Raw genomic sequence first — 22,835 nt, forward strand, 5'->3', positions numbered from 1 at the left:
TCAGGAATCGGTTCCGTCAAGCGCCAGCCTGACGAGGGCGTCGGTGTCGAGGTCGTCGAGGTCCAGGTCCTCGTCGGTGGACTCGTCACCGTCGTCGCCGTCGGTGTCGGCGAGGTTGAGCAGCAGGTCCAGCAGCCCGGCCTCACGGAGGCGGGCCAGCGGGATCGCCGCGAGCGTCTGCCGGACGGCCGCCTCCGCCGGGTCGCCGTCGTCCGCCTGCGCCGCCTCGGGCAGCAGACCGTCGAGCAGGTTCTCGGCGAGCACGGCCGGGTTCGGGTAGTCGAAGACGAGGGTCGCGGGCAGCGACAGGCCGGTGACGCCGGTCAGTCGGTTGCGCAGCTCGACCGCCGTCAGCGAGTCGAATCCGAGCTCCTTGAACGCCCGCTGCGGCTTGACCCGGTCCGTTCCCGCGTGGCCGAGCACGGCCGAGGCGTGGGTGCGGACCAGGTCGACCAGGTGCCGGACCCGCTCGGGGCGGGGCAGGGTGAGCAGGTGCTCCCGCAGGGCGTCGGCGGCGCCGCCGGGCTGCTGCTCCACGGCGTGGGCGTGCAGCGCCTCCCGGGCCTCGGCGATGTCGTCGAGCAGCGGCCGGGGGCGGGCCGAGGCGTACGCCGGGGCGAAGACCGCCCAGTCGACGTCCACCACGGTCAGCGCCGCCCTGGGCAGGCCGGCGGCGTACCGCATGGCGTGCACGGCGTCGGCCGGCGCCATGGCGGTCAGGCCGCGCCGGGCCAGCATCTGCTGGGCTTCGCCGGTGGCCATGCCGCCGTCGGCCCACGGTCCCCAGGCCACGGACGTCGCCGCCAGGCCCCGGCCGCGCCGCTGCTCGGCGAGCGCGTCCAGGAAGGCGTTGCCGGCGGCGTACGCGGACTGCCCGCCGCTGCCCCACACCCCGGCGATGGAGGAGAAGAGCACGAACGCGTCCAGCGGCCGGTCGCCGAGCAGGGCGTCCAGGTGCAGCGCGCCGGCCACCTTGCCGTCGAGCACGCCCGCGAACGCGGCCAGGTCGGTGTCGGCGATCAGCCCGGACTCGCCGGCGCCCGCCGCGTGCACCACGGCCGTCAGCGGCGCCGGATCCTCGTCGAGGCGGGCAAGCAGCTCCGCCACCTGGTCGCGATCGGCGACGTCGCAAGCGACGACCGACGCTCGTACGCTCTGGGCGATCAGCTCCTCGCGCAGCTCCACGGCCCCCGGGGCGTCCCCGCCGCGGCGGCTGGTCAGCACGACGTGCTCCGCCCCGTTGGCCGCCGCCCAGCGGGCCACGTGCGCGCCCAGCGCGCCCGTGCCGCCGGTGACGAGCACGGTGCCGGACGGCCGCCACCGCTGCGCCGTGTCGGGGGCGGCGGGCGCCGAGCGGACCAGGCGACGGACGAACACCCCGGAGGGGCGTACGGCAAGCTGGTCCTCGTCGCCGGCGCCGGTCACCACCCGCGCCAGCCGGTCCCAGGCCGTCGCGTCGGCCTGCTCGGGCAGATCCACCAGCCCGCCCCACAGGTGGGGGTGTTCCAGGCCCGCCACGAGCCCCAGGCCCCAGAGCCCGCTCTGGACGGCGGCGTGCACGGTGTCCCCGTCGCCGGTGCTGACCGCGCCCTGCGTCAGGCACCACAGCCGGGTCGTCGCCCCGGTGTCGTGCAGCGCCTGGAGCAGCAGCAGCGTGGCGGCCGTCCCGACCGGCACGGCCGGGTGGGCGGGGTGCGGCTGGTCGCGGAGGCCGAGCAGGGAGAGCACGCCGGTGAAGGGACCGTCGGCCAGCGCGTCGCCCAGCCGCCGGGCGAGGCCCGCCCGGTCGGTGCCGGCCGGGTCGACGGTGAGCCGGACCACGTCGGCGCCGACCTCGGCGAGGGCCTTGGTGACCGCCTCCGCCCGGGTGCCGTCCGCCAGGTCGTCCTGCGCCGTCACGAGCAGCCACGAGCCGGGCCGCGCCGGGCCGGCGGTGATGTCGGCGCGCTTCCATCCGACGCGGTACGACCATGCGTCCAGGACGGCCCGCCGCGTGCGCGCCCGGTGCCAGGTCGACAGGACCGGCAGCGCCGGGGTGAGGGCGTCCAGGGCGGCGCCGTCGTCGCCGAACTGGGCGGCGAGGGCGCTCAGGTCGCCGCGTTCGACGGCCTTCCAGAAGTCGGCGTCGCCGCCGTCGGTCGCCGTCTGCCGCGGCCGGTTCGCCGGCTCGGGCCAGTACCGCTCCCGCTGGAAGGCGTACGTGGGCAGGTCCACCCGCCGCGCGCCGGTCTCGGCGAACCACTGTGCCCAGGTCACCGGCATCCCGTGCACGTGCAACTCGGCCAGGGCGTGCAGCAACGCCTGCGCCTCCGAACGGTCACGGCGCTGCACAGCCACCGCCAGCACGGCCTCGTCATCAGGCAGCACGTCGCCGGTCATCGCGGTCAGGACGCTCTGCGGCCCGACCTCCAGGAACGTGTCCACACCAGCAGCCCGCAAAGCGGCGATCCCGTCGGCGTAGCGCACCGCCTCGCGCACGTGCCGCACCCAATACTCCGGCGTACGGATCTCGTCGCCGGCCAGGGCCCCGGTCACGTTCGACACGACCGGCAACAACGGCGCGGCGAACTCCAACCCGTCGAGAACGGCCCGGAAATCGGCGAGCATCGGCTCCATCAACGGACTGTGGAACGCATGGCTCACCGCGAGCCGACGGGTACGCACCCCCCGACCCCGCCAAACCCGCTCCACCTCATCCAACGCGTCAACGGCACCCGACACCACCACAGCGGCAGGCCCGTTAACCGCCGCGATACCAACCCTGCCGGTCAGCCCCGCGAGAGACTCCGCCACCGCAGCCTCGTCGGCCGCCACGGCCAGCATCCCGCCACCGGTCGGCAGCGCCTGCATCAACCGGCCCCGCGCCGCCACCAACTGACACGCATCCGCCAGGGACAACACGCCCGCGACATGCGCCGCCGTCACCTCACCGATCGAATGACCAGCCACCACATCGGGAACGATCCCGAACGACTCCACCAGACGGAACAACGCCACCTCGACCGCGAACAACCCCGCCTGCGTGAACACCGTCTGATCCAGCAACTCCGCCTCGGCGGACCCCGACGACGCGAACAGCACCTCCCGCAACGGACGCGGCAACAACGGATCCAGGTGCCCACACACCTCGTCCAACGCGACGGCGAACACCGGGAACAGGGCCGACAACTCCCGACCCATCCCCGCACGCTGCGCACCCTGACCCGAGAACAACAGCGCCAACTGGCCGCGCGCGGCGGCAGAACCGGTCACGACGGCCCCCGACGGCTCGCCGGCCGCCACTGCCGCGAGACCCGCCAGCAGCTCGTCCCGGCTCGCCCCGGACACCACCGCCCGGTGCTCCAACGCCGACCGCGACGCCACCGACGACCAGGCCACATCCACGCCGCGTGGGGCCTCGTCCACGGCGAGCCACCGCGCCCACCGGCCCGCCTGGCCGGCGAGTGCCGCGGCGTCGCGGGCCGACAGCAGCACCGGCACCACCGGCACCTCGCGGACGACGACCTCCCCCTCAACCACCTCGGCGGGCGGCTGCTCGATGATCACGTGCGCATTCGTGCCGGAAATCCCGAACGACGACACCCCCGCCCGACGCGGCCGACCCACCCGCGGCCACGGCACCGCCTCGGTCGCCAGAGCGACCGCCCCGGCCGTCCAATCGACGTGCGGGGACGCCTCATCCACATGCAGCGTCGCCGGGACGACGCCGTGCCGCATCGCCAACACCATCTTGATCACACCAGCCACACCCGCAGCCGCCTGCGCATGCCCGATGTTCGACTTCACCGACCCGAGCAGCAGCGGCCGATCCTGCGGACGCTCCTGCCCGTACGTCGCCAACAACGCCTGCGCCTCGATCGGGTCACCCAGCGTCGTACCCGTACCGTGCGCCTCCACCACGTCCACATCGGCGGTGGTGAGCCGGGCGTTCGCCAGCGCCTGCCGGATCACCCGCTGCTGCGACGGGCCGTTGGGCGCCGTCAAGCCGTTCGACGCACCGTCCTGGTTCACGGCGCTGCCCCGCACCACCGCCAGGATCCGCCGGCCCTCCCGCTGCGCGTCGGAGAGCCGTTGCACCAGCAGCACACCCACACCCTCGGACCAGCCCGTGCCGTCGGCCGACGCCGCGAACGACCTACACCGGCCGTCGGCCGACAGGCCACGCTGCCGCGAGAACTCCACGAACGTGCCGGGCGTGGCCATCACCGTCACACCACCGGCGAGCGCCAGATCACACTCACCCGACCGCAACGCCTGCACCGCGAGGTGCAGCGCGACCAGCGACGACGAGCACGCCGTGTCGACAGTGACCGCCGGGCCTTCGAGGCCGAAGGTGTACGCGACCCGACCGGACAGCACGCTGCCCGAGTTGCCGGTGCCGATGTAGCCCTCGACCTCGGGCGTCTCCATCAGGCGCGTCGAGTAGTCGTGGTAGATGACGCCCGCGAAGACACCGGTCCGGCTGCCCCGCAGGCCGGACGGGTCCAGGCCCGCCGACTCGAACGTCTCCCAGGACGCCTCCAGCAGCAGCCGGTGCTGCGGGTCCATGGCGAGGGCCTCGCGCGGCGAGACACCGAAGAAGCCGGGGTCGAACTCCGCCGCGCCGTACAGGAAGCCGCCGTGGCGGGTGTACGAGGTGCCGGCGTGGTCGGGGTCCGGGTCGTACAGCGACTCCAGGTCCCAGCCCCGGTCGGCCGGGAACTCCCCGATGCCCTCCCCACCGGTGCTGACCAGCTTCCACAGCTCGTCGGGAGACTCCACCCCGCCGGGGTAGCGGCAGGCCATGCCGACGATCGCGATCGCCTCGTCGGCGTCGCCGGTCGCCGCCTCGTCGGTCGTGACGGCGCCGGGCCGGGTGCCGGCGAGTTCCGCGTACACGTGGGCCGCCAGGACCTGCGGGGACGGGTGGTCGAACACCAGGGTCGAGGTGAGGCGCAGGCCGGTCGCGCCGTTCACCCGGTTGCGCAGCTCGACGGCGGTCAGCGAGTCGAAGCCCAGGTCCTTGAACGCCCGGTCGGCCGGCACCGCCTCGGCGCCGCCGTGCCCGAGGACCTGCGCGACCAGGCCCCGGATCAGCTGGTCGACCTGCGCGAGGCCGTCCTCTGCGCTGAGGCCGGTGAGGCGGTCGGCCCAGCCGCCGGGGGCGCCCTGGCCGGCACGGCGGCGGGTCGTCGCCACGTCGACCAGGTTGCGCAGCATCGGCGGTACGACCTCGCCGGCTGCTGCCGCCCGCAGCGCGGGTACGTCGATCGCGGCCGGCACCAGCGCCGCCCGCTGTGCCCCCACGGCGGCGTCGAAGAGTTCCAGGCCGGTGCGGGCGTTCATCGGTCGGAGTCCGGCGCGTGCCGTACGGGCCCGGTCGTTGCCGCCGATCGACGCGGCCATGCCTGCGGTGTCCCACATCCCCCACGCCAGGCTGACCGCCGGCAACCCGAGCTGCCGCCGCCACACCGCCAACCCGTCCAGGAACGCGTTACCCGCCGCGTACGCCGACTGACCCGGCGAACCCAGCACACCCGCCACCGACGAGAACACCACGAACAAGTCGAGACCAAGACCCGCCGTCGCCTCGTGCAACCACCAACCCGCCGACACCTTCGGCGCCAACACCCTTGCCAGACGCTCCTCGGTGACCCGCTCGATCACCCCGTCATCCAGGACACCAGCGGTATGCACCACACCCGCCAGCCGACCCCCGGCAACGACCTCCGCCACCAGTGCGCCGACCTGCTCCCGGTCGGTCACGTCGCAGGCAACGACCCGCACCGACGCACCCAGCGCCGACAACCGCTCCGACAACGCACCCGCACCCGCAGCCGTCGGACCACGACGCGACACCAGCACCAGCGACCGCACACCATGCGCCGACACCAGATGCTCCGCCACCAACGCCCCGAGCGCACCCGTACCACCGGTCACCAGCACCGCACCGTCACCCACAACCGGCGTCTCCACCGACACCGCAGCGACCGCACGCACCAGACGCGGCACGAACACCGCGCCCGCACGCACCGCGACCTGACCGCCGGCCGGGTCCGCGGCGAAGCGGGCCAGGACGCCCAGCGTGCCGGGGTTGATCGCGTCGTCGACGTCGGCCAGGACGATGCGACCGGGGTGCTCGGACTGCGCGGAGCGCAGCAGGCCCCACACGGCCGCGGCGGCCAGGTCGCTCACCCGGTCCCCGTCGCGGACGGCCAGCGCGCCCCGGGTCACCACCACGAGCTTCGAGTCGGCCAGCGCGTCGACGGCCAGCCACTCCTGCACCAGGCCCAGCACGTCGGCGGTGACAGTGCGTACGGCCTCCGCCGGGTCGCCGTCGTCGGCGGGCGACGCGGCCGGCGTGAAGAGCAGCAGGCGCGGCGGGGCGATGCCGGCGTCGATGGCGGCGCGCAGCTGCCGGATCGTCTCGGCGGAGGGGCCACCGGGGACGCCCGGCAGGGCCGGCCCGCCCAGCACCGCCCAGCCCGACGCGTCGTCGACCGGGTCGGCCTCCTCGGCCTGCCAGGCCACCTCGAACAGGGAGCGCGACGCCGCGTTCGGGGCGGCCACCCCGGTCAGCTCCCGCAGGACGAGGGAGTCCACCGACACCACCGGCGCGCCCGCCTCGTCGCGGGCGGTCAGCCGCACCGCGGAGCCGTTGCGGGTCAACCGCACCCGCAGCAGCCTCGCGCCGGAGGCGTGCACCTGTACGCCCTCGAAGGCGAAGGGCACGCGCGGCCCGCCCGTCTCCTCGGCGCCGGGCAGCAGCCCGATCGGGTGCAGGGCGGCGTCCAGCAGCGCCGGGTGCACGCCGAAGCGAGCCGCCTCCGCCGCCGCGTCGTCCGGCAGGACCACCTCGGCGAAGACGTCGTCCTCGCCGGTCCACACCCGGCGCAGCCCCTGGAACGCCGGCCCGTACGACAGGCCGTGTTCGAGGAGCGCCGGGTACCAGCCGGTCAGGTCCACCTCGGTGGCGCCGGCGGGCGGCCAGGCGGTCGGCTGCGGTTCGTCGGCCGTGGCCGGTTCCAGCACGCCCTCCGCGTGCCGGGTCCAGCCCGCCTCGGGGTCGTCGTCGGGGCGGGAGTAGACGGCGACGGGGCGCTGCGGCGAATCCGACGCGGACACCCGCACCTGGATCCGTACGGCGCCGGACTCGGGGAGCACCAGCGGCACGAGCACCGTCAGGTCACGCAGCCGCGGCAGGTCCGCCTCGTCGCCGGCGCGGACGGCAAGCTCCACGAGGGCCGTGCCCGGGACCAGCGGCACGCCGGAGACGACGTGGTCGGCCAGCCAGGGGTGGGTGGTCGGGGAGATCCGGCCGGTCAGCACGATCTCGTCGTCGCCGGCCAGGTCCACGGCCGCGCCGAGCAGACCGTGCTCGGCCACGCCGAGGCCGGCGCCGCTGACGTCGCCGGCGCGCAGCCGGCCCACGGCCGGCCAGAAGCGCTGCCGCTGGAACGGGTACGTCGGAAGGTCGACCGGGCGGGTTCCGGCCGGCAGGAGGGCGGTCCAGGTGATCGGCGTGCCGTGCGCGTACAGCTCCGCAAGCGCGTGGACCAGCGACGCCGGCTCCGGTCGGCCGGGGCGCAGGGTCGCCACGACCGCCGCCGCGTCGTCGTCCGGCAGGCAGGCGCCCACCATGCCGGCGAGCACCGCGTCGGGGCCCAGTTCGAGGAAGGTACGGACGTTGCGCTCGCGCAGGCTCGCGACCCCGTCGGCGAAGCGGACGGTCTCGCGTACGTGGCGGACCCAGTAGTCGGGGGTGCCGATCTCGTCGGGGTCGGCGACCTGCCCGGTCAGGTTCGACACGATCGGCAGGACGGGCCAGTGGAACGTCAGTCCGTCGAGCGTCTGCCGGAACTCGGTCAGCATCGGCTCCATGAGCGGGCTGTGGAACGCGTGGCTGACGGTGAGCCGGCGCGTACGCATACCCCGGTCCTTCCAGGCCCGCTCCACCTCGTCGAGGGCCTCGGCGGCGCCGGAGACCACCACGGCGGTGGGGCCGTTCACGGCGGCGACGCCGACCCGGTCGGCGAACGGGACGATCGACTCGGCCACCGCGGCCTCGTCGGCGGCCACGGCGAGCATGCCGCCGCCCGCCGGCAGGGCCTGCATGAGCCTGCCCCGCGCCGCGACCAGCGCGCACGCGTCAGCCAGGGAGAGCACGCCCGCCACGTGCGCCGCCGCGATCTCGCCGATGGAGTGCCCGGCCACCAGGTCCGGCACCACACCGAACGACTCGATCAGCCGGAACAGGGCCACCTCGACGGCGAACAGGCCCGCCTGGGTGAACACCGTCTGATCCAGCAGCTCCGCCCCGGGCGTGCCCTCCGACGCGAACAGCACCTCCCGCAACGGACGCGGCAACAACGGATCCAGGTGACCGCACACCTCGTCCAACGCGGCAGCGAACACCGGGAACGCCTCGTACAACCCGCGACCCATGCCGGGGCGCTGCGCGCCCTGGCCGGAGAAGAGGAAGGCGGTGCGGCCGCTGCGGGCGATCCCCCGCACGACGGCGGCCGAGGGCTCGTCGTCGGCCAGCGCACCGAGGGCGGCGAGCAGCCCGGCGCGGTCGGCGGGCAGCAGCACGGCGCGGTGCTCGAAGGCGCTGCGGGCGGTGGCGAGGGCCCGGCCCACGTCGGCGATGGTCAGGTCCGGCTCGCCGTCGACCAGGGTCCGCAGCCGGCGCGCCTGCTCGTGCAGGGCGGCGGCGTCGCGGGCCGACAGGACGCAGGCGACGAGGTCGCCCGGGACGCCCGTGGCGGGGGCGGCCTGCGCCGGGGCGGGCTCGGGGGCCTGCTCGACGATGGTGTGCGCGTTGGTGCCGCTGATGCCGAACGACGACACCGCCGCGCGGCGGGGCCGGTCGACGGCGGGCCACGGCCGGGCCTCGGTGAGCAGCGCGACCGACCCGGCCGTCCAGTCGATGTGCGGGGACGGCTTCTCGGCGTGCAGGGTCGGCGGCAGCACGCCGTGCCGCATCGCCAGCACCATCTTGATCACACCGGCGACGCCGGCCGCCGCCTGGGCGTGGCCGATGTTCGACTTGACCGACCCCAGCCACAGCGGACGGTCCTGCGGTCGGCCCTGACCGTACGTGGCCAGCAGCGCCTGCGCCTCGATCGGGTCGCCGAGGGCGGTGCCGGTGCCGTGCGCTTCGACGGCGTCCACATCGGTGGTGGCGAGCCGGGCGTTGGCGAGCGCCTGCCGGATCACCCGCTGCTGGGCGGGGCCGTTCGGCGCGGTCAGACCGCTGCTGGCGCCGTCCTGGTTGACGGCGCTGCCACGCACGACGGCGAGCACGCGGTGACCGTTGCGCTGCGCGTCGGAGAGGCGCTCCAGCAGGAGCATGCCGACGCCCTCGGCGAAACCGGTGCCGTCGGCGCCGGCGCCGAACGCCTTGCACCGCCCGTCGGGCGACAGGCCGCGCTGCCGGGAGAACTCGGTGAGCATGCCGGGGGTGGACATGACGCTCACCCCGCCGGCGAGGGCGAGGCGGCACTCGTCCTGCCGCAGCGCCTGGGTGGCCAGGTGCAGCGCCACCAGCGACGACGAGCAGGCGGTGTCGACGGTGACGGCAGGGCCCTCCAGGCCGAACAGGTACGAGATGCGGCCGGAGGCGACGCTGCCGGCGCTGCCGTTGCCGACGTGGCCGTCCAGTTCGTCGGTGCCGCCGGCGGCCTGGGAGGCGTAGTCGTGGTAGATCAGGCCGACGTAGACGCCGGTGCTGCTGCCCCGCGCCGAGTGGGGGTCGATCCCGGCCCGCTCGAAGGCCTCCCAGGAGGTCTCCAGCAGCAGCCGCTGCTGTGGGTCCATCGCCAGGGCCTCGCGGGGCGAGATCCCGAAGAAGGCGGCGTCGAACTGGGCGGCGTCGTGGAGGAAGCCACCCTGCCGTGGTACGGCGTCCGGGTCCTGGCCGCCGGCGCGCAGGTCGTCGAGGTTCCAGCCCCGGTCGGTGGGGAAGGGCGAGATGACGTCGGTGCCGGCGGTGACCACGTCCCAGAGCTGCTCGGGGGTCTGCACGTCGCCGGGGAACCGGCAGGCCATGCCGATGATGGCGATCGGTTCGTCGAGGGCGGCGGCGGTGCCGACCGCGGCGGGCCGGTCCACGACTGCCGCGCCGCCGAGCTCCCGGTCCAGGAACTCGGCGAGCACCACCGGGGTCGGGTAGTCGAACGCCACGGTGGCGGGCAGCCGCAGGCCGGTGGCGGCGGAGAGCCGGTTGCGCAGCTCCACCGAGGTGAGCGAGTCGAAGCCCAGCTCCTTGAAGGCTCGCTGGGCGTCGACGGTCTCCGCCGAGCGGTGCCCGAGCACTGCCGCCACGCCGGCGGCCACCAGGTCGAGCAGGTGGGAGCGCCGCTCCGCCGGGCCGAGCGTCGCCAGCCGGTCGCGTACGGAGGCGGTGTCCGCGAGGCCGCGACCCACCGCGCGCCGGGCCGGGCCTCCCGCACGGACCACGTCCCGCAGCAGGCTGGGCACGTTCTGGCCGGTCGCCCGCGACGCCGGCGGCAGGTTCATGAGGACGAGGTGCGCCGCGCCGCGTTGTCGCGCCAGCTCGTACAGCGCCACGCCCTGCCGGTCGGTCAACGGGGCGCTGGTGGCGCGGATCGCCTTGCGGTGCTCGTTGCCGCCCAGGTGGGCGGTCATGGCGCTGCTGGTCGCCCACAGCCCCCAGGCGAGGCTGGTGGCGGGCAGCCCCTGCTCACGCCGGTGCCGGGCGAGGGCGTCGAGGAACGCGTTCGCCGCCGCGTAGTTGCCCTGCCCCGGCGAACCGAGAGTGGCCGCCACCGACGAGAACAGCACGAACGCCGACAGGTCCAGGTGCGCGGTCGCCTCGTGCAACGCCCACCCGGCGTCCACCTTCGGCGCCAGCACCGTACGCAGGGCGGACTCGTCCAGCGAACCGATGGTCGCGTCGGCGATCACCCCGGCGGTGTGCACCACGGCGGTCAGCGGGTGCGCCGGGTCCACCAGTTCCAGCAGCCGGGTCACCTGCGCGGGGTCGGTCACGTCGGCGGTGCCGGCGGTGACCCGGGCGCCCGCGCGGGTCAGCTCGTCGACCAGCTCCCGGTAGTGCTCGGGGCCACGGCGGGAGGCCAGCAGCAGGTGCCGGGCCTGGCCGGTGGCGACGAGGTGCCGGGCGAACACGCCGGCGAGGGCGCCGCCGGCGCCGGTGACGAGCACGGTGCCGTCCGGGTCGGCGGGGGCGGGCACCCGCAGGACGACCTTGCCGATGTGCCGGGCCTGGCTGATGTGGCGCAGCGCCTGCCGGGCCTGGCGCACGTCCCACGCCCGTAGCGGCAGCGGGCGCAGCGCGCCGCGTGCGAACAGGTCGAGCAGCTCGGTGAGCATCTCCCCGATGCGCCGGTGCCCGGCCTCGTTGAGGTCGAACGCGCGGTAGGTGACGCCCGGGTGGTCGGCGGCGACGGTTTCGGCGTCGCGTACGTCGGCCTTGCCCATCTCCACGAACCGGCCACCGCGCGGCAGCAGCCGCAGCGACGCGTCCACGAACTCACCGGCGAGGGCGTCGAGCACCACGTCGACGCCGGCCCCGCCGGTGGCCGCGCCGAAGGTCTGCTCGAACTCGGTGGTCCGCGACGACGCGATCCGCTCCTCGGCCACCCCGAGTTCCCGCAGCACGCCCCACTTGCCGGGGCTGGCGGTGGCGTGGACCGTCGCGCCCCAGTGCCGGGCGAGCTGGATGGCGGCCATGCCGACGCCACCGGCGCCGTTGTGGATCAGCACCGACTCGCCGGACCGCAGCCCGGCGAGGTCCCGCAGCGCGTAGTACGCGGTCAGGAACACCACCGGCACGGAGGCGGCCTGCGCGAACGACCAGCCGGCGGGGATCTTCGCCACGAGGTCGCGGGTGGCGATCACCTCGGGGGCGAAGGCCGGCTCGAACATGCCGAGCACGCGGTCGCCGGGGGCCAGGTCGGTCACGCCGGGGCCGACCTCGACCACGACGCCCGCGCCCTCGCTGCCCATCACGGCCGCCGGATCCGGGTACATGCCCAGGCCGATCAGCACGTCGCGGAAGTTCACGCCGGCCGCGCGCACCGCGATGCGCACCTGGCCCGTGTCCAGGGCGGCGGAGGCGGCGGGCACCATGCCGACGCCGTCGAGGGTGCCGGGGCTGACCGCCCCGACCCGCCACAGTCCGTCCGGCGGGACGAGTTCGTCGGCGGCCTGGCCGGCGGGCCGGCCCAGGCGGGGCGTGCGCACCTCGTTGCCGCGTACGGCCACCTGGCCGCCGGTCGGCGAGGGGTTCTCGGCGACGGCGGCGAGCACGGCGAGGGTGGCCGGGGTGAGGTCCCCGTCGACGTCGGCGAGGACGATCCGCCCCGGGTGCTCGGACTGCGCCGAGCGCAGCAGACCCCAGACCGCAGCGCCGGGCAGGTCCCGCACCGCGTCCGCCGGGGTGGCGGCCACCGCCGCCCGGGTCAGCACGACGAGCGTGGTGTCGGCCAGCGCCTCACTGTCCAGCCAGGAGTGCAGCACGGCCAGGACGCGGGCGGTGGCCGTACAGACTTCGTCGGGCAGGTCGCCGTCCGGGGTGCCGGCGGGCACGGGGACCACGAGCGCGCGGGGCGCCTCGACCGTACCGGCCGAGACCGCCGCGGTCAGCTCGCCGACGGTCGGGAACACCGGCGTGACGAGGTCCGCCGGGGCGGGTCCGTCGCCGAGCAGCATCCAGCCGGAGACGTCCCGCACCGGGGTGACCGTCTCGGCCTGCCACGTCACCTCGAACATCGACCGCTCCGCGGCCTCCGCACCGGTGGCGTCGGTCATCTCCCGCAGGGCGAGCGACTCGACCGACACCACGGGCACGCCGGACTCGTCCCCGGCCACCAGCCGCACGCGCGAGCCCACACGGGTCAGCCGAACCCGCAGCGTCCGGGCGCCGGAGGCGTGCACCTGCACGCCCTCGAACGCGAACGGCACGCGCGGTCCGCCGGAGCGCTCGGCCAGCAGCAGCCCGACGGGGTGCAGGGCGGCGTCCAGCAGCGCCGGGTGCACGGCGAAGCCGCCGGCGTCGCCGGCCGCCTCGTCCGGCAGGGTCACCTCGGCGTACGCCTCGTCGCCGGCGGTCCACAGCCGCCGCAGGCCCCGGAACGCCGGTCCGTAGGCCAGGCCGCGCTCCGCGAGCGCCGGGTACCAGCCGGCGAGGTCCACCTCGGTGCCTCCGGCCGGCGGCCAGGAGCCCAGCGCCGGCTCGTCGGTGGCCTGCTCCAGCAGACCGTCGGCGTGCCGCGTCCAGGGGCCCTCGGGGTCGCCGTCGGGCTGCGAGTGCACCGCCACGCTCCGGGTTCCGGAGCCGTCGGCGGCGCCGACGCGCACCTGCACGCGGATCGCGCCCGGGTTCGGCAGCACCAGCGGCGCGGCGACGGTCAGTTCCCGCACCCGGGAGGCGCCGACCTCGTCGCCGGCGCGCACCGCGAGCTCGACGAGGGCCGTGCCCGGCAGCACCACGGCGCCGCCGACCACGTGGTCGGCGAGCCACGGGTGCGTGGACGCCGACAGCCGGCCGGTCAGCACGACCTCGTCGTCGCCGGCGAGGCGCACCGCCGCGCCGAGCAGCCCGTGCCCGGCCGCGCCCAGCCCCGCGCCCGACACGTCGCCGGTGGCGGAGCGGTCGAGCACCGGCCAGAACCGGTCCCGCTGGAAGGCGTACGTGGGCAGGTCGACAGGGGTGGCGCCGGAGCCGGCGAAGACGCGCGACCAGTCGACGGGCACGCCGGCGACGTGCAGCTCGCCGAGGTTGGCCAGTAGCTGACGCGGCCCGTGCCCGTCGCGGCGCAGCGAGCCCACCACCACGCCGCCGTCGGCCTTCCGGTCGAGCGCGTCCTGCACGGCGATCTTGAGTACGGGGTGCGGGCTGACCTCGACGAACGTCCGGAAGCCCCGCTCGATCAGCTGGTCCACGACCGGCGCGAGCCGGACCGGCTCCCGCAGGTTGCGGTACCAGTAGTCGGCGTCGAGCCCGGCGGTGTCGATCGGCTCGCCGGTGACTGTGGAGTGGAAGGGCACGGTGCTGGAGCGGGGGTCCACGGTGCCGAACCGGGCGATCACCTCGTCGCGGATCGGGTCGACGTGGCCGCTGTGCGCCGCGAAGTCGACGGCGATCTGCCGGGCGCGGACGTCGCGCTCGGCACAGTGCGCGAGCAGTTCGGCGACCGACGCCGAGTCGCCGGCGACCACTGTCACGGCGGCGCCGTTGAGGGCGGCGACGGAGAGGCTGCCCCGCCACGGCGCGATGAGCCGCTCGGTGTCGGCGGCCGGGAGCGGCACGGAGACCATGCCGCCGCGACCCGCGATCGACAGCAGGCCGTGGCTGCGCGCCACGACGAGCCGCGCGGCTTCGGCGAGGGTCAACGCGCCGGCGACGCAGGCCGCGGCGAGTTCCCCCTGCGAATGCCCGATGACGGCGGCCGGTTCGACGCCGCACGCGCGCCAGAGATGCGCGAGGGACACCATGACGGAGAAGAGCGCGGGCTGGACCACGTCCACCCGGTCCAGGGGCGGCGCGCCGGGCGCCTGCCGCAGCACGTCCCCCAGGTTCCAGTCGACCAGCCGGGACAGCTCCTCGGCGCACTCGTCCATCCGCTGCCGGAAGACCGGCGAGGTCTCCATCAGGTCCAGCGCCATCGAAGTCCACTGGGAGCCCTGGCCGGGGAAGACGAAGACGACCTTCGACGCGGCGTCCACGCCCGCCGGGGAGGTGTCGCCGTCGGCGAGGGCGGCCAGCCGGGCGAGCGCGTCGTCCCGGCCGGTGGCCACGACGACCGCGCGGTACGGGTGGTGCGCCCGCTGGGTGGCCAGGGAGAAGCCGAGGTCCCGCGGGTCGAGGTCGGCGTCGCCGGCGAGCCGTTCGCCGAGGCGGGCAGCCTGTGCCCGGAGCGCGCGGGGGCTTCTGCCGGAGACCGGCAGGGGTACGGCGGCGGGCCCGACCAGGCCGGGAACGTGCCCCGCCGGCACGGGCGTCGGGGCCGGCTCGCCGGGTGCCTGCTCGATGACGGTGTGCGCGTTGGTGCCGCTGATGCCGAACGACGACACGGCGGCCCGGCGGGGCCGGTCGACGGCGGGCCACGGCCGGGCCTCGGTGAGCAGGGCGACGGCCCCGGCACTCCAGTCGACGTGGGGCGAGGGCTCGTCCACGTGCAGGGTCGGCGGCAGCACGCCGTGCCGCATCGCCAGCACCATCTTGATCACGCCGGCCACCCCGGCCGCCGCCTGGGAGTGGCCGATGTTCGACTTGATCGAGCCGAGCCAGAGCGGCTCGCCGGCGGCACGGTCCTGGCCGTAGGTGGCCAGCACCGCCTGCGCCTCGATCGGGTCGCCGAGGACGGTGCCGGTGCCGTGCGCCTCGACCGCGTCCACGTCGGCCGGGGCGAGCCGCGCGTTCTCCAGGGCCTGGCGGATGACCCGCTGCTGCGACGGGCCGTTCGGCGCGGTCAGCCCGTTGGACGCGCCGTCCTGGTTCACGGCGGAGCCGCGCAGCACGGCGAGCACCCGGTGCCCGTTGCGCCGGGCGTCGGAGAGGCGCTCCACGAGCAGCATGCCGACGCCCTCGGACCAGCCGGTGCCGTCCGCGCCGGCGGCGAACGCCTTGCACCGCCCGTCCGGGGCGAGGCCGCCCTGCCGGGAGAACTCGGAGAACATGCCGGGCTGAGCCATCAGCGCCACCCCGCCGGCCAGGGCCATGTCGCACTCGCCGCCGCGCAGCGCCTGGGCGGCGAGGTGCAGCGCCACCAGCGACGAGGAGCAGGCGGTGTCGACGGTGACCGCCGGGCCTTCGAGGCCGAACATGTAGGCGACCCGCCCGGAGGCGACGCTGCCCGCCGTGCCGGTCAGCAGGTGCCCCTCGAGGCCGTCCAGGTCGTCGCGTCCGCTGGTGGCGTAGCCGGATGAGGCGGCGCCGACGAAGACGCCGGTGGCGGTGCCGCTGAGGGTGGCGGGGTCGATGCGGGCGTACTCGAAGCTCTCCCACGCGGTCTCCAGCAGCAGCCGCTGCTGCGGGTCCATGGCGAGGGCCTCACGGGGGCTGATGTTGAAGAAGCCGGCGTCGAAGTCGGCCGCGTCGTAGAGGAAGCCGCCCTGGTGGGTGACGGTGCCGCCGGCCTGGTCGCCGTCCGTGCCGTACAGCCGGTCGAGGTCCCAGCCGCGGTCCGCCGGGAACTCGCCGATGGCGTCGGCACCGGAGGTGACGAGCTGCCACAGCTGCTCGGGGGTGGCGACGCCGCCGGGGTAGCGGCAGGCCATGCCGATGATGGCGATCGGCTCGTCGGCGTCGGCGGTGACGACCGTACGGACGGTGGCGCCGGCTCCCGTGGCCGGGCCGAGCTGCGCGAACAGGTGCTCGGCCAGCCGGGCCGGGGTGGGATGGTCGAAGGCCAGCGTGGCGGTCAGCCGCAGCCCGGTGGCCGCACCGAGGCGGTTGCGCAGTTCCACCGAGGTCAGCGAGTCGAAGCCCAGGTCCTTGAAGGCGCGGGCGGCGGGGACCGCCTGTGCCGAGGCGTGCCCCAGCACCGTGGCGGCCTGGCCGCAGACCAGGTCGACGAGCGCCTGCCGGGCGTCCGCCTCGGACAGGCCGTCGAGCCGCTCCCGCCACGACGCCCCGGCACTCGGCCGATCGGTGGCGGTGCGGCGCCGGCCGCCGCCGCGCAGCAGGTGCCGCATCAGCGGCGGTACGCCGCTCGCCTCGCCGGTGACGTGGAGGCGGGCCGCGACGAGCACCGGCCGGGCCGCCGGCAGGGCGGCGTCGAAGAGTTCGACGCCCTCGGCCGGGGAGAGCCGGCTCATCCCGACGCGCCGCAGCCGCTGCTGGTCGTCGCCGTCGAGGTGGGCGGTCATCGTGCTGTCGGTGGCCCACATGCCCCAGGCGAGGCTGGTGGCGGGCAGCCCCTGCTGCCGGCGGTGCTGCGCGAGGGCGTCGAGGAACGCGTTCGCCGCCGCGTAGTTGCCCTGCCCCGGCGAACCGAGAGTGGCCGCCACCGACGAGAACAGCACGAACGCCGACAGGTCCAGGTGCGCGGTCGCCTCGTGCAACGCCCACCCGGCGTCCACCTTCGGTGCCAGCACCGTACGCAAGGCGGACTCGTCCAGCGAACCGATGGTCGCGTCGGCGATCACCCCGGCGGTGTGCACCACGGCCGTCAGCGGGTACGCCGGGTCGATCCCGGCGACCAGCTCGGTGACCTGCGCGGGGTCGCTGACGTCGACGGCCGCGGCGGTGACGTCGGCGCCCGCGTCGGTCAGTTCCCGGACCAGGGTGGCGTACGCGTCGTCCCGGCCGGGTGCGCGGCGGGAGGCCAGCAGCAGGCGGCGGGCCTGCCCGGTGGCGACGAGGTGCCGCGCGAGTACGCCGGCCAGGGTTCCGGCCGCGCCGGTGAGCAGCACGGTGCCGTCGGGGTCGGCGGGCGCGGGGATGCGCAGCACCACCTTGCCGACGTGGCGGGCCTGGCTGACGTGCCGCAGCGCCTGCCGGGCCTGACGCACGTCCCACACCCGTACGGGCAGCGGACGCAGCGCGCCCCACGCGAAGAGGTCGAGGATCTCGGTGAGCATCTCGCCGATGCGGGTGCTGCCCGCCTCGTTCAGGTCGAACGCGCGGTACGCCACGCCCGGGTGGTCGGCGGCGACCGCCTCCGGGTCGCGTACGTCGGCCTTGCCCATCTCCACGAACCGGCCACCGCGCGGCAGCAGCCGCAGCGACGCGTCCACGAACTCACCGGCCAACGCGTCGAGCACCACGTCCACCCCGGCACCGCCGGTGGCCGCGCCGAAGGTCTGCTCGAACTCGGTGGTCCGCGACGACGCGATCCGCTCCCCGGCAACCCCGAGGCCCCGCAGCACACCCCACTTGCCGGGGCTCGCCGTCGCGTGGACGGTGGCGCCGAGGTGGTGGGCGAGCTGGATGGCGGCCATGCCGACGCCACCGGCGCCGTTGTGGATCAGCACCGACTCGCCGGACCGCAGCCCGGCGAGGTCCCGCAGCGCGTAGTAGGCCGTCAGGAAGACCAGGGGGACGGACGCCGCCTGGGTGAAGGACCAGCCGGCGGGCATCTTGGCGATGCGCCGGCGATGGGCGACGGCCTGCGGGCTGAACCCGAGTTCGAACATGCCCATCACCCGGTCGCCGGGGGCCAGGTCGGTCACGCCGGGGCCGACCTCGACCACGACGCCCGCGCCCTCGCTGCCCATCACGGCCGCCGGATCCGGGTACATGCCCAGGCCGATCAGCACGTCGCGGAAGTTCACGCCGGCCGCGCGCACCGCGATGCGCACCTGATCCTCGCCCAGCTCCGCGGGCGTGGCCGGCACCGGCGCGATCCCGTCCAGGGTGCCGCCGGTGACGGGGGCGAGGTGCCACGGGCCGGGCGGCGGGGTCAGTTCGTCGCCCACCGGCCGCGCCAGCCTCGGCACGAGGGTGCGCTCGCCGCGCACCGCGAGCTGGCCGCCGGAGACCGACGGGTCGACGGCGGCCCCGGCCAGCACGGCGAGGGTCGCGGGGGTCAGTTCGCCCTCGACGTCGGCGACGACGATCCGCCCCGGGTGCTCCGACTGCGCCGAGCGCAGCAGGCCCCAGACGGCGGCGGCGGCGAGGTCGGTGACCTGGTCGTCGTCCCCGCTGGCCACCGCGCCCCGGGTCACCACCACGAGCTTCGTGTCGGCCAGCGGCTCGGCGGCGAGCCAGGACCGCAGCACGTCCAGCACACCGCTGGTGGCCGCCCGCACGGCCTCCGGCACGGGGACGCCGGGATCGCCGGCGGGCACCGTCAGCAGCACCTGCCGGGCCGTGGCCCCGTCCGCCGCCAGGGTCGCCACGTCCGCGAAGACCGGCACCTCCGGCAGCGCGTCCGGTGCCGGCCGGCCCAGCATTGCCCACCCCGGAAGGTCGTCGACGCTCTCGATCTGCTCGGCCTGCCAGGTCACCTCGTACAGCGACCGGGCGGCACCGCCCCGGGTCGCCGTCGCGGTCATCTCCCGCAGCACCAGCGAGTCCACCGAGACCACCGGCGCGCCCGAGCCGTCGCAGGCGACCAGCCGCACCCCGGAGCCGTCCCGGGTCAGCCGCACCCGCAGCGTCCGGGCGCCCGAGGCGTGCACCTGCACGCCCTCGAACGCGAACGGCACGCGCGGCCCGCCCGTGGCCTCGGCCTCGAGCAGCAGCGCCACCGGGTGCAGCGCGGCGTCCAGCAGCGCCGGGTGCACCCCGAACGCGCCCGCCTCGCCGGCCGCCCCGTCCGGCAGCGTCACCTCGGCGTACGCCCCACCGTCGGCCGTCCAGGCCCGCCGTACGCCCTGGAACACCGGCCCGTACGACAGGCCGTGCTCGGCCAGCGCCGGATACCAGCCGGTCAGGTCCACCTCGGTCGCGCCCGCCGGCGGCCACTCGCCGAGCCCCGGCTCGTCGGCCGACACCGGTTCGAGCAGGCCGTCGGCGTGCCGCACCCAGTCGGTGTCGTCGTCCTCCTCGGGCTGGGAGTACACGGACACCGTCCGGACGGCGGCGTCGTCGGCAGCGCCGACGCGCACCTGCACGCGTACCGCCCCGGAGTCGGGCAGCACCAGCGGCGCCGCCACGGTCAGCTCCCGTACCCGCGACGCGCCCACCTCGTCGCCGGCGCGCACCGCCAGCTCCACCAGGGCGGTGCCCGGCACCACCACGTTGCCGCCGACCACGTGGTCGGCCAGCCACGGGTGCGTCGACGTCGACAGCCGGCCGGTCAGCACCACCTCGTCGTCGCCGGCGAGCCGCACCGCCGCGCCGAGCAGCGGGTGCCCCGCGACGCCGAGGCCGGCGCCCGACACGTCGCCGACCCGCCACGGCAGCACCTCGGGCCAGAACCGCTCCCGCTGGAAGGCGTACGTGGGCAGGTCGACCCGGGCGGCGCCGGTGTCGGCGAACCACTCCCGCCAGGACACCGGCAACCCGTGCACGTGCAGCTCGGCGAGGGCGTGCAGCAGCGCCTGCGCCTCGGGCCGGTCCCGGCGCTGGGCTGCGACGGCGAGCACGTCGTCGTCGGGCAGCACGTCGGGCGTCATCGCGGTCAGTACGCTCTGCGGGCCGACCTCCAGGAAGGTGTCGACCCCGGCGGCGCGCAGCGCGGCGAGCCCGTCGGCGTAGCGGACCGCCTCGCGGACGTGCCGTACCCAGTAGTCGGCGGTGCGGATCTCGTCGGCGTCGGCGAGCGCACCGGTCAGGTTCGACACGATCGGCAGCGTGGGGGCGGCGAGGTCCAGCCGCTCGACGATGCCGCGGAAGCGCTCCAGCACCGGCTCCATCAGCGGGCTGTGGAACGCGTGACTGACGGCCAACCGGCGGGTTCGCACACCCCGGTCGCGCCAGACGCGGTCCACCTCGTCGAGGGCGTCGACGGCGCCGGAGACCACGACGGAGGTCGGGCCGTTGACGGCCGCGACGCCGACCCGGTCGGTCAGCCCGGCGATCGACTCCGTCACGGCCGCCTCGTCGGCGGCCACGGCGAGCATGCCGCCGCCGTCGGGCAGCGACTGCATGAGCCGGCCCCGCGCCGCCACCAGCAGGCAGGCGTCCTGGAGGGACAGCACCCCGGCCACGTGCGCGGCGGCGATCTCACCGATCGAGTGCCCGCCCACGAAGTCCGGCACCACGCCGAACGACTCCACGAGGCGGAACAGCGCCACCTCGACGGCGAAGAGCCCGGCCTGGGTGAACGCGGTCTGGTCCAGCAGCTCCGCCTCGGCGGAGCCCTCCGGCGCGAACAGCACCTCCTTGAGCGGGCGCGGCAGCACCCGGTCGAGATGCCCGCACGCCTCGTCGAGGGCGGCGGCGAAGACGGGGAACTCGGCGTACAGCTCGCGGCCCATGCCGGTGCGCTGCGCGCCCTGGCCGGAGAAGAGCACCGCCAGCGGACCGCGGTCCCCGGCCTGGCCCGTGACCACGGTGCCCGACGGCGCGCCCGCCGCCAGGGACTCCAGGCCCGTCAGCAGGCCCGCACGGTCCCCGGCGAGCACCACCGCACGCCGGTCGAGCGTCGAGCGGGACACCACCGACGACCAGGCGACATCGAGCGGGCGCGGCTTCTCGTCGTCGCTGAGCCAACGGGCCAGCCGGTCCGCCTGCGCGGCGAGCGCGGCCGGCTGCGCGGCGGAGAGCAGCATGGGCACGACGGCGGGACGGCGGGACGGGGTGGCGCGGTCGCCGGCCGGGTCGGGGGTCGGCGACTGCTCCAGGATCAGGTGGGCGTTCGTGCCGCTCATGCCGAAGGACGACACGCCCGCCCTGCGGACGTGCTCGCCGCCGGCCCACGGGCGCGCCTCGTCGAGCAGGGCCACGGCGCCGGTCGACCAGTCGACGTGCGGTGAGGGCCGGTCCACGTGCAGGGTGGGCGGCAGCACGCCGTGCCGCATCGCCATCACCATCTTGATGACGCCGCCGGCGCCGGCCGCGGCCTGCGGGTGGCCGATGTTCGACTTCAGCGAGCCCAGCCACAGCGGGCGGTCGGCGGGGCGGCCCTGCCCGTACGTGGCCAGCAGCGCCTGCGCCTCGATCGGGTCGCCGAGCCGGGTGCCCGTGCCGTGCGCCTCGACGGCGTCCACGTCGGACGGACTGAGCCGGGCGTTCTCCAGCGCCTGCCGGATCACCCGCTGCTGCGCGGGGCCGTTGGGGGCGGTCAGCCCGCTGCTGGCGCCGTCCTGGTTGACGGCGCTGCCCCGGATCACCGCCAGGACGGGGTGCCCGTTGCGCCGGGCGTCGGAGAGCTTCTCGACGAGCAACATGGCGACGCCCTCGGACCAGCCGGTCCCGTCGGCGTCGGCGGAGAACGCCTTGCACCGCCCGTCGGAGGCGAGCCCCCGCTGGCGGGAGAACTCGACGAAGGCGCCCGGCGTGGCCAGCACTGTGACGCCGCCGGCCACGGCGAGGGAGCACTCACCGTCGCGCAGGGCCTGACCGGCGAGGTGCAGGGCGACCAGCGACGAGGAGCAGGCGGTGTCGATGGTGACGGCCGGCCCCTCCAGCCCGAAGGAGTACGCCAGCCGGCCGGACATGACGCTCGCGGCGGTGCCGGTGAGGACGTAGCCCTCCGTGCCCTCGGGCAGTTGCCGCAGCACGGACGTGTAGTCCTGCCCCGCGGTGCCGACGAACACCCCGGTACGGCTGCCCCGCACCGACGCGGCGTCGATGCCGGCCCGCTCGAAGACCTCCCAGGTCACCTCGAGCAGGAGGCGCTGCTGCGGGTCCATGGCCAGCGCCTCGCGCGGCGAGATCCCGAACAGGGTCGGGTCGAACAGACCCGCGTCGCGCAGGAAGCCACCCCGGTTGCTGTACGTGGTGCCGGGGTGGTCGGGGTCGGGGTCGTAGAGCCGGTCGAGGTCCCAGCCCCGGTCGTCGGGGAACGCGCCGGTGGCGTCCACCCCGCCGGCGACGACGTCCCAGAGGTCTTCAGGTGAGGCGACGCCACCGGGGAAACGGCAGGCCATGCCGACGATCGCGATCGGCTCGGCGTCCTCGTCCTCCAGCTCGGTCAGGCGCCGACGCGCCAGGCGGAGCTCGGAGGTCACCCACTTCAGGTGTTCGAGGAGCTTGTCTTCGTCCGCCATGACCCACCCGCCCAGAGCTTGCTATCGATCGGAATCTGCCGATTCGTTGACCACACCACCGCCGGCGGGCCGGCTTCGTGCACAGGTGGGTGCAGACGCGGCCGTTCGGCTCACGAAACCCACACCTGTTCCTGATTCCGGTCGTCGTGCCTGCTCAGGCGCCCGCCACGCCGGACAGTCCCGCCGACACACGCCCGCCACCGTGACTGGACGGTACTGAGCGCCCAACACCCGCCCAACCCCTAGAGAACCCCTGATCGACCGGC

1 protein-coding gene is annotated in these 22,835 nt (G+C 75.6%); it reads right to left on the reverse strand.

The window, feature by feature from the left end; all coding sequences use genetic code 11:
* A complete protein-coding gene (locus J3R08_RS20625; RefSeq protein WP_209962523.1) occupies positions 1–22,569 on the reverse strand; it encodes a type I polyketide synthase in 22,569 nt (7,522 codons plus the stop codon).
* Between the last annotated feature and the right edge of the window lie 266 nt (positions 22,570–22,835).

This window comes from Micromonospora sp. HB375, from assembly GCF_017872985.1.
GTDB classification, from domain to species: domain Bacteria; phylum Actinomycetota; class Actinomycetes; order Mycobacteriales; family Micromonosporaceae; genus Micromonospora; species Micromonospora chalcea.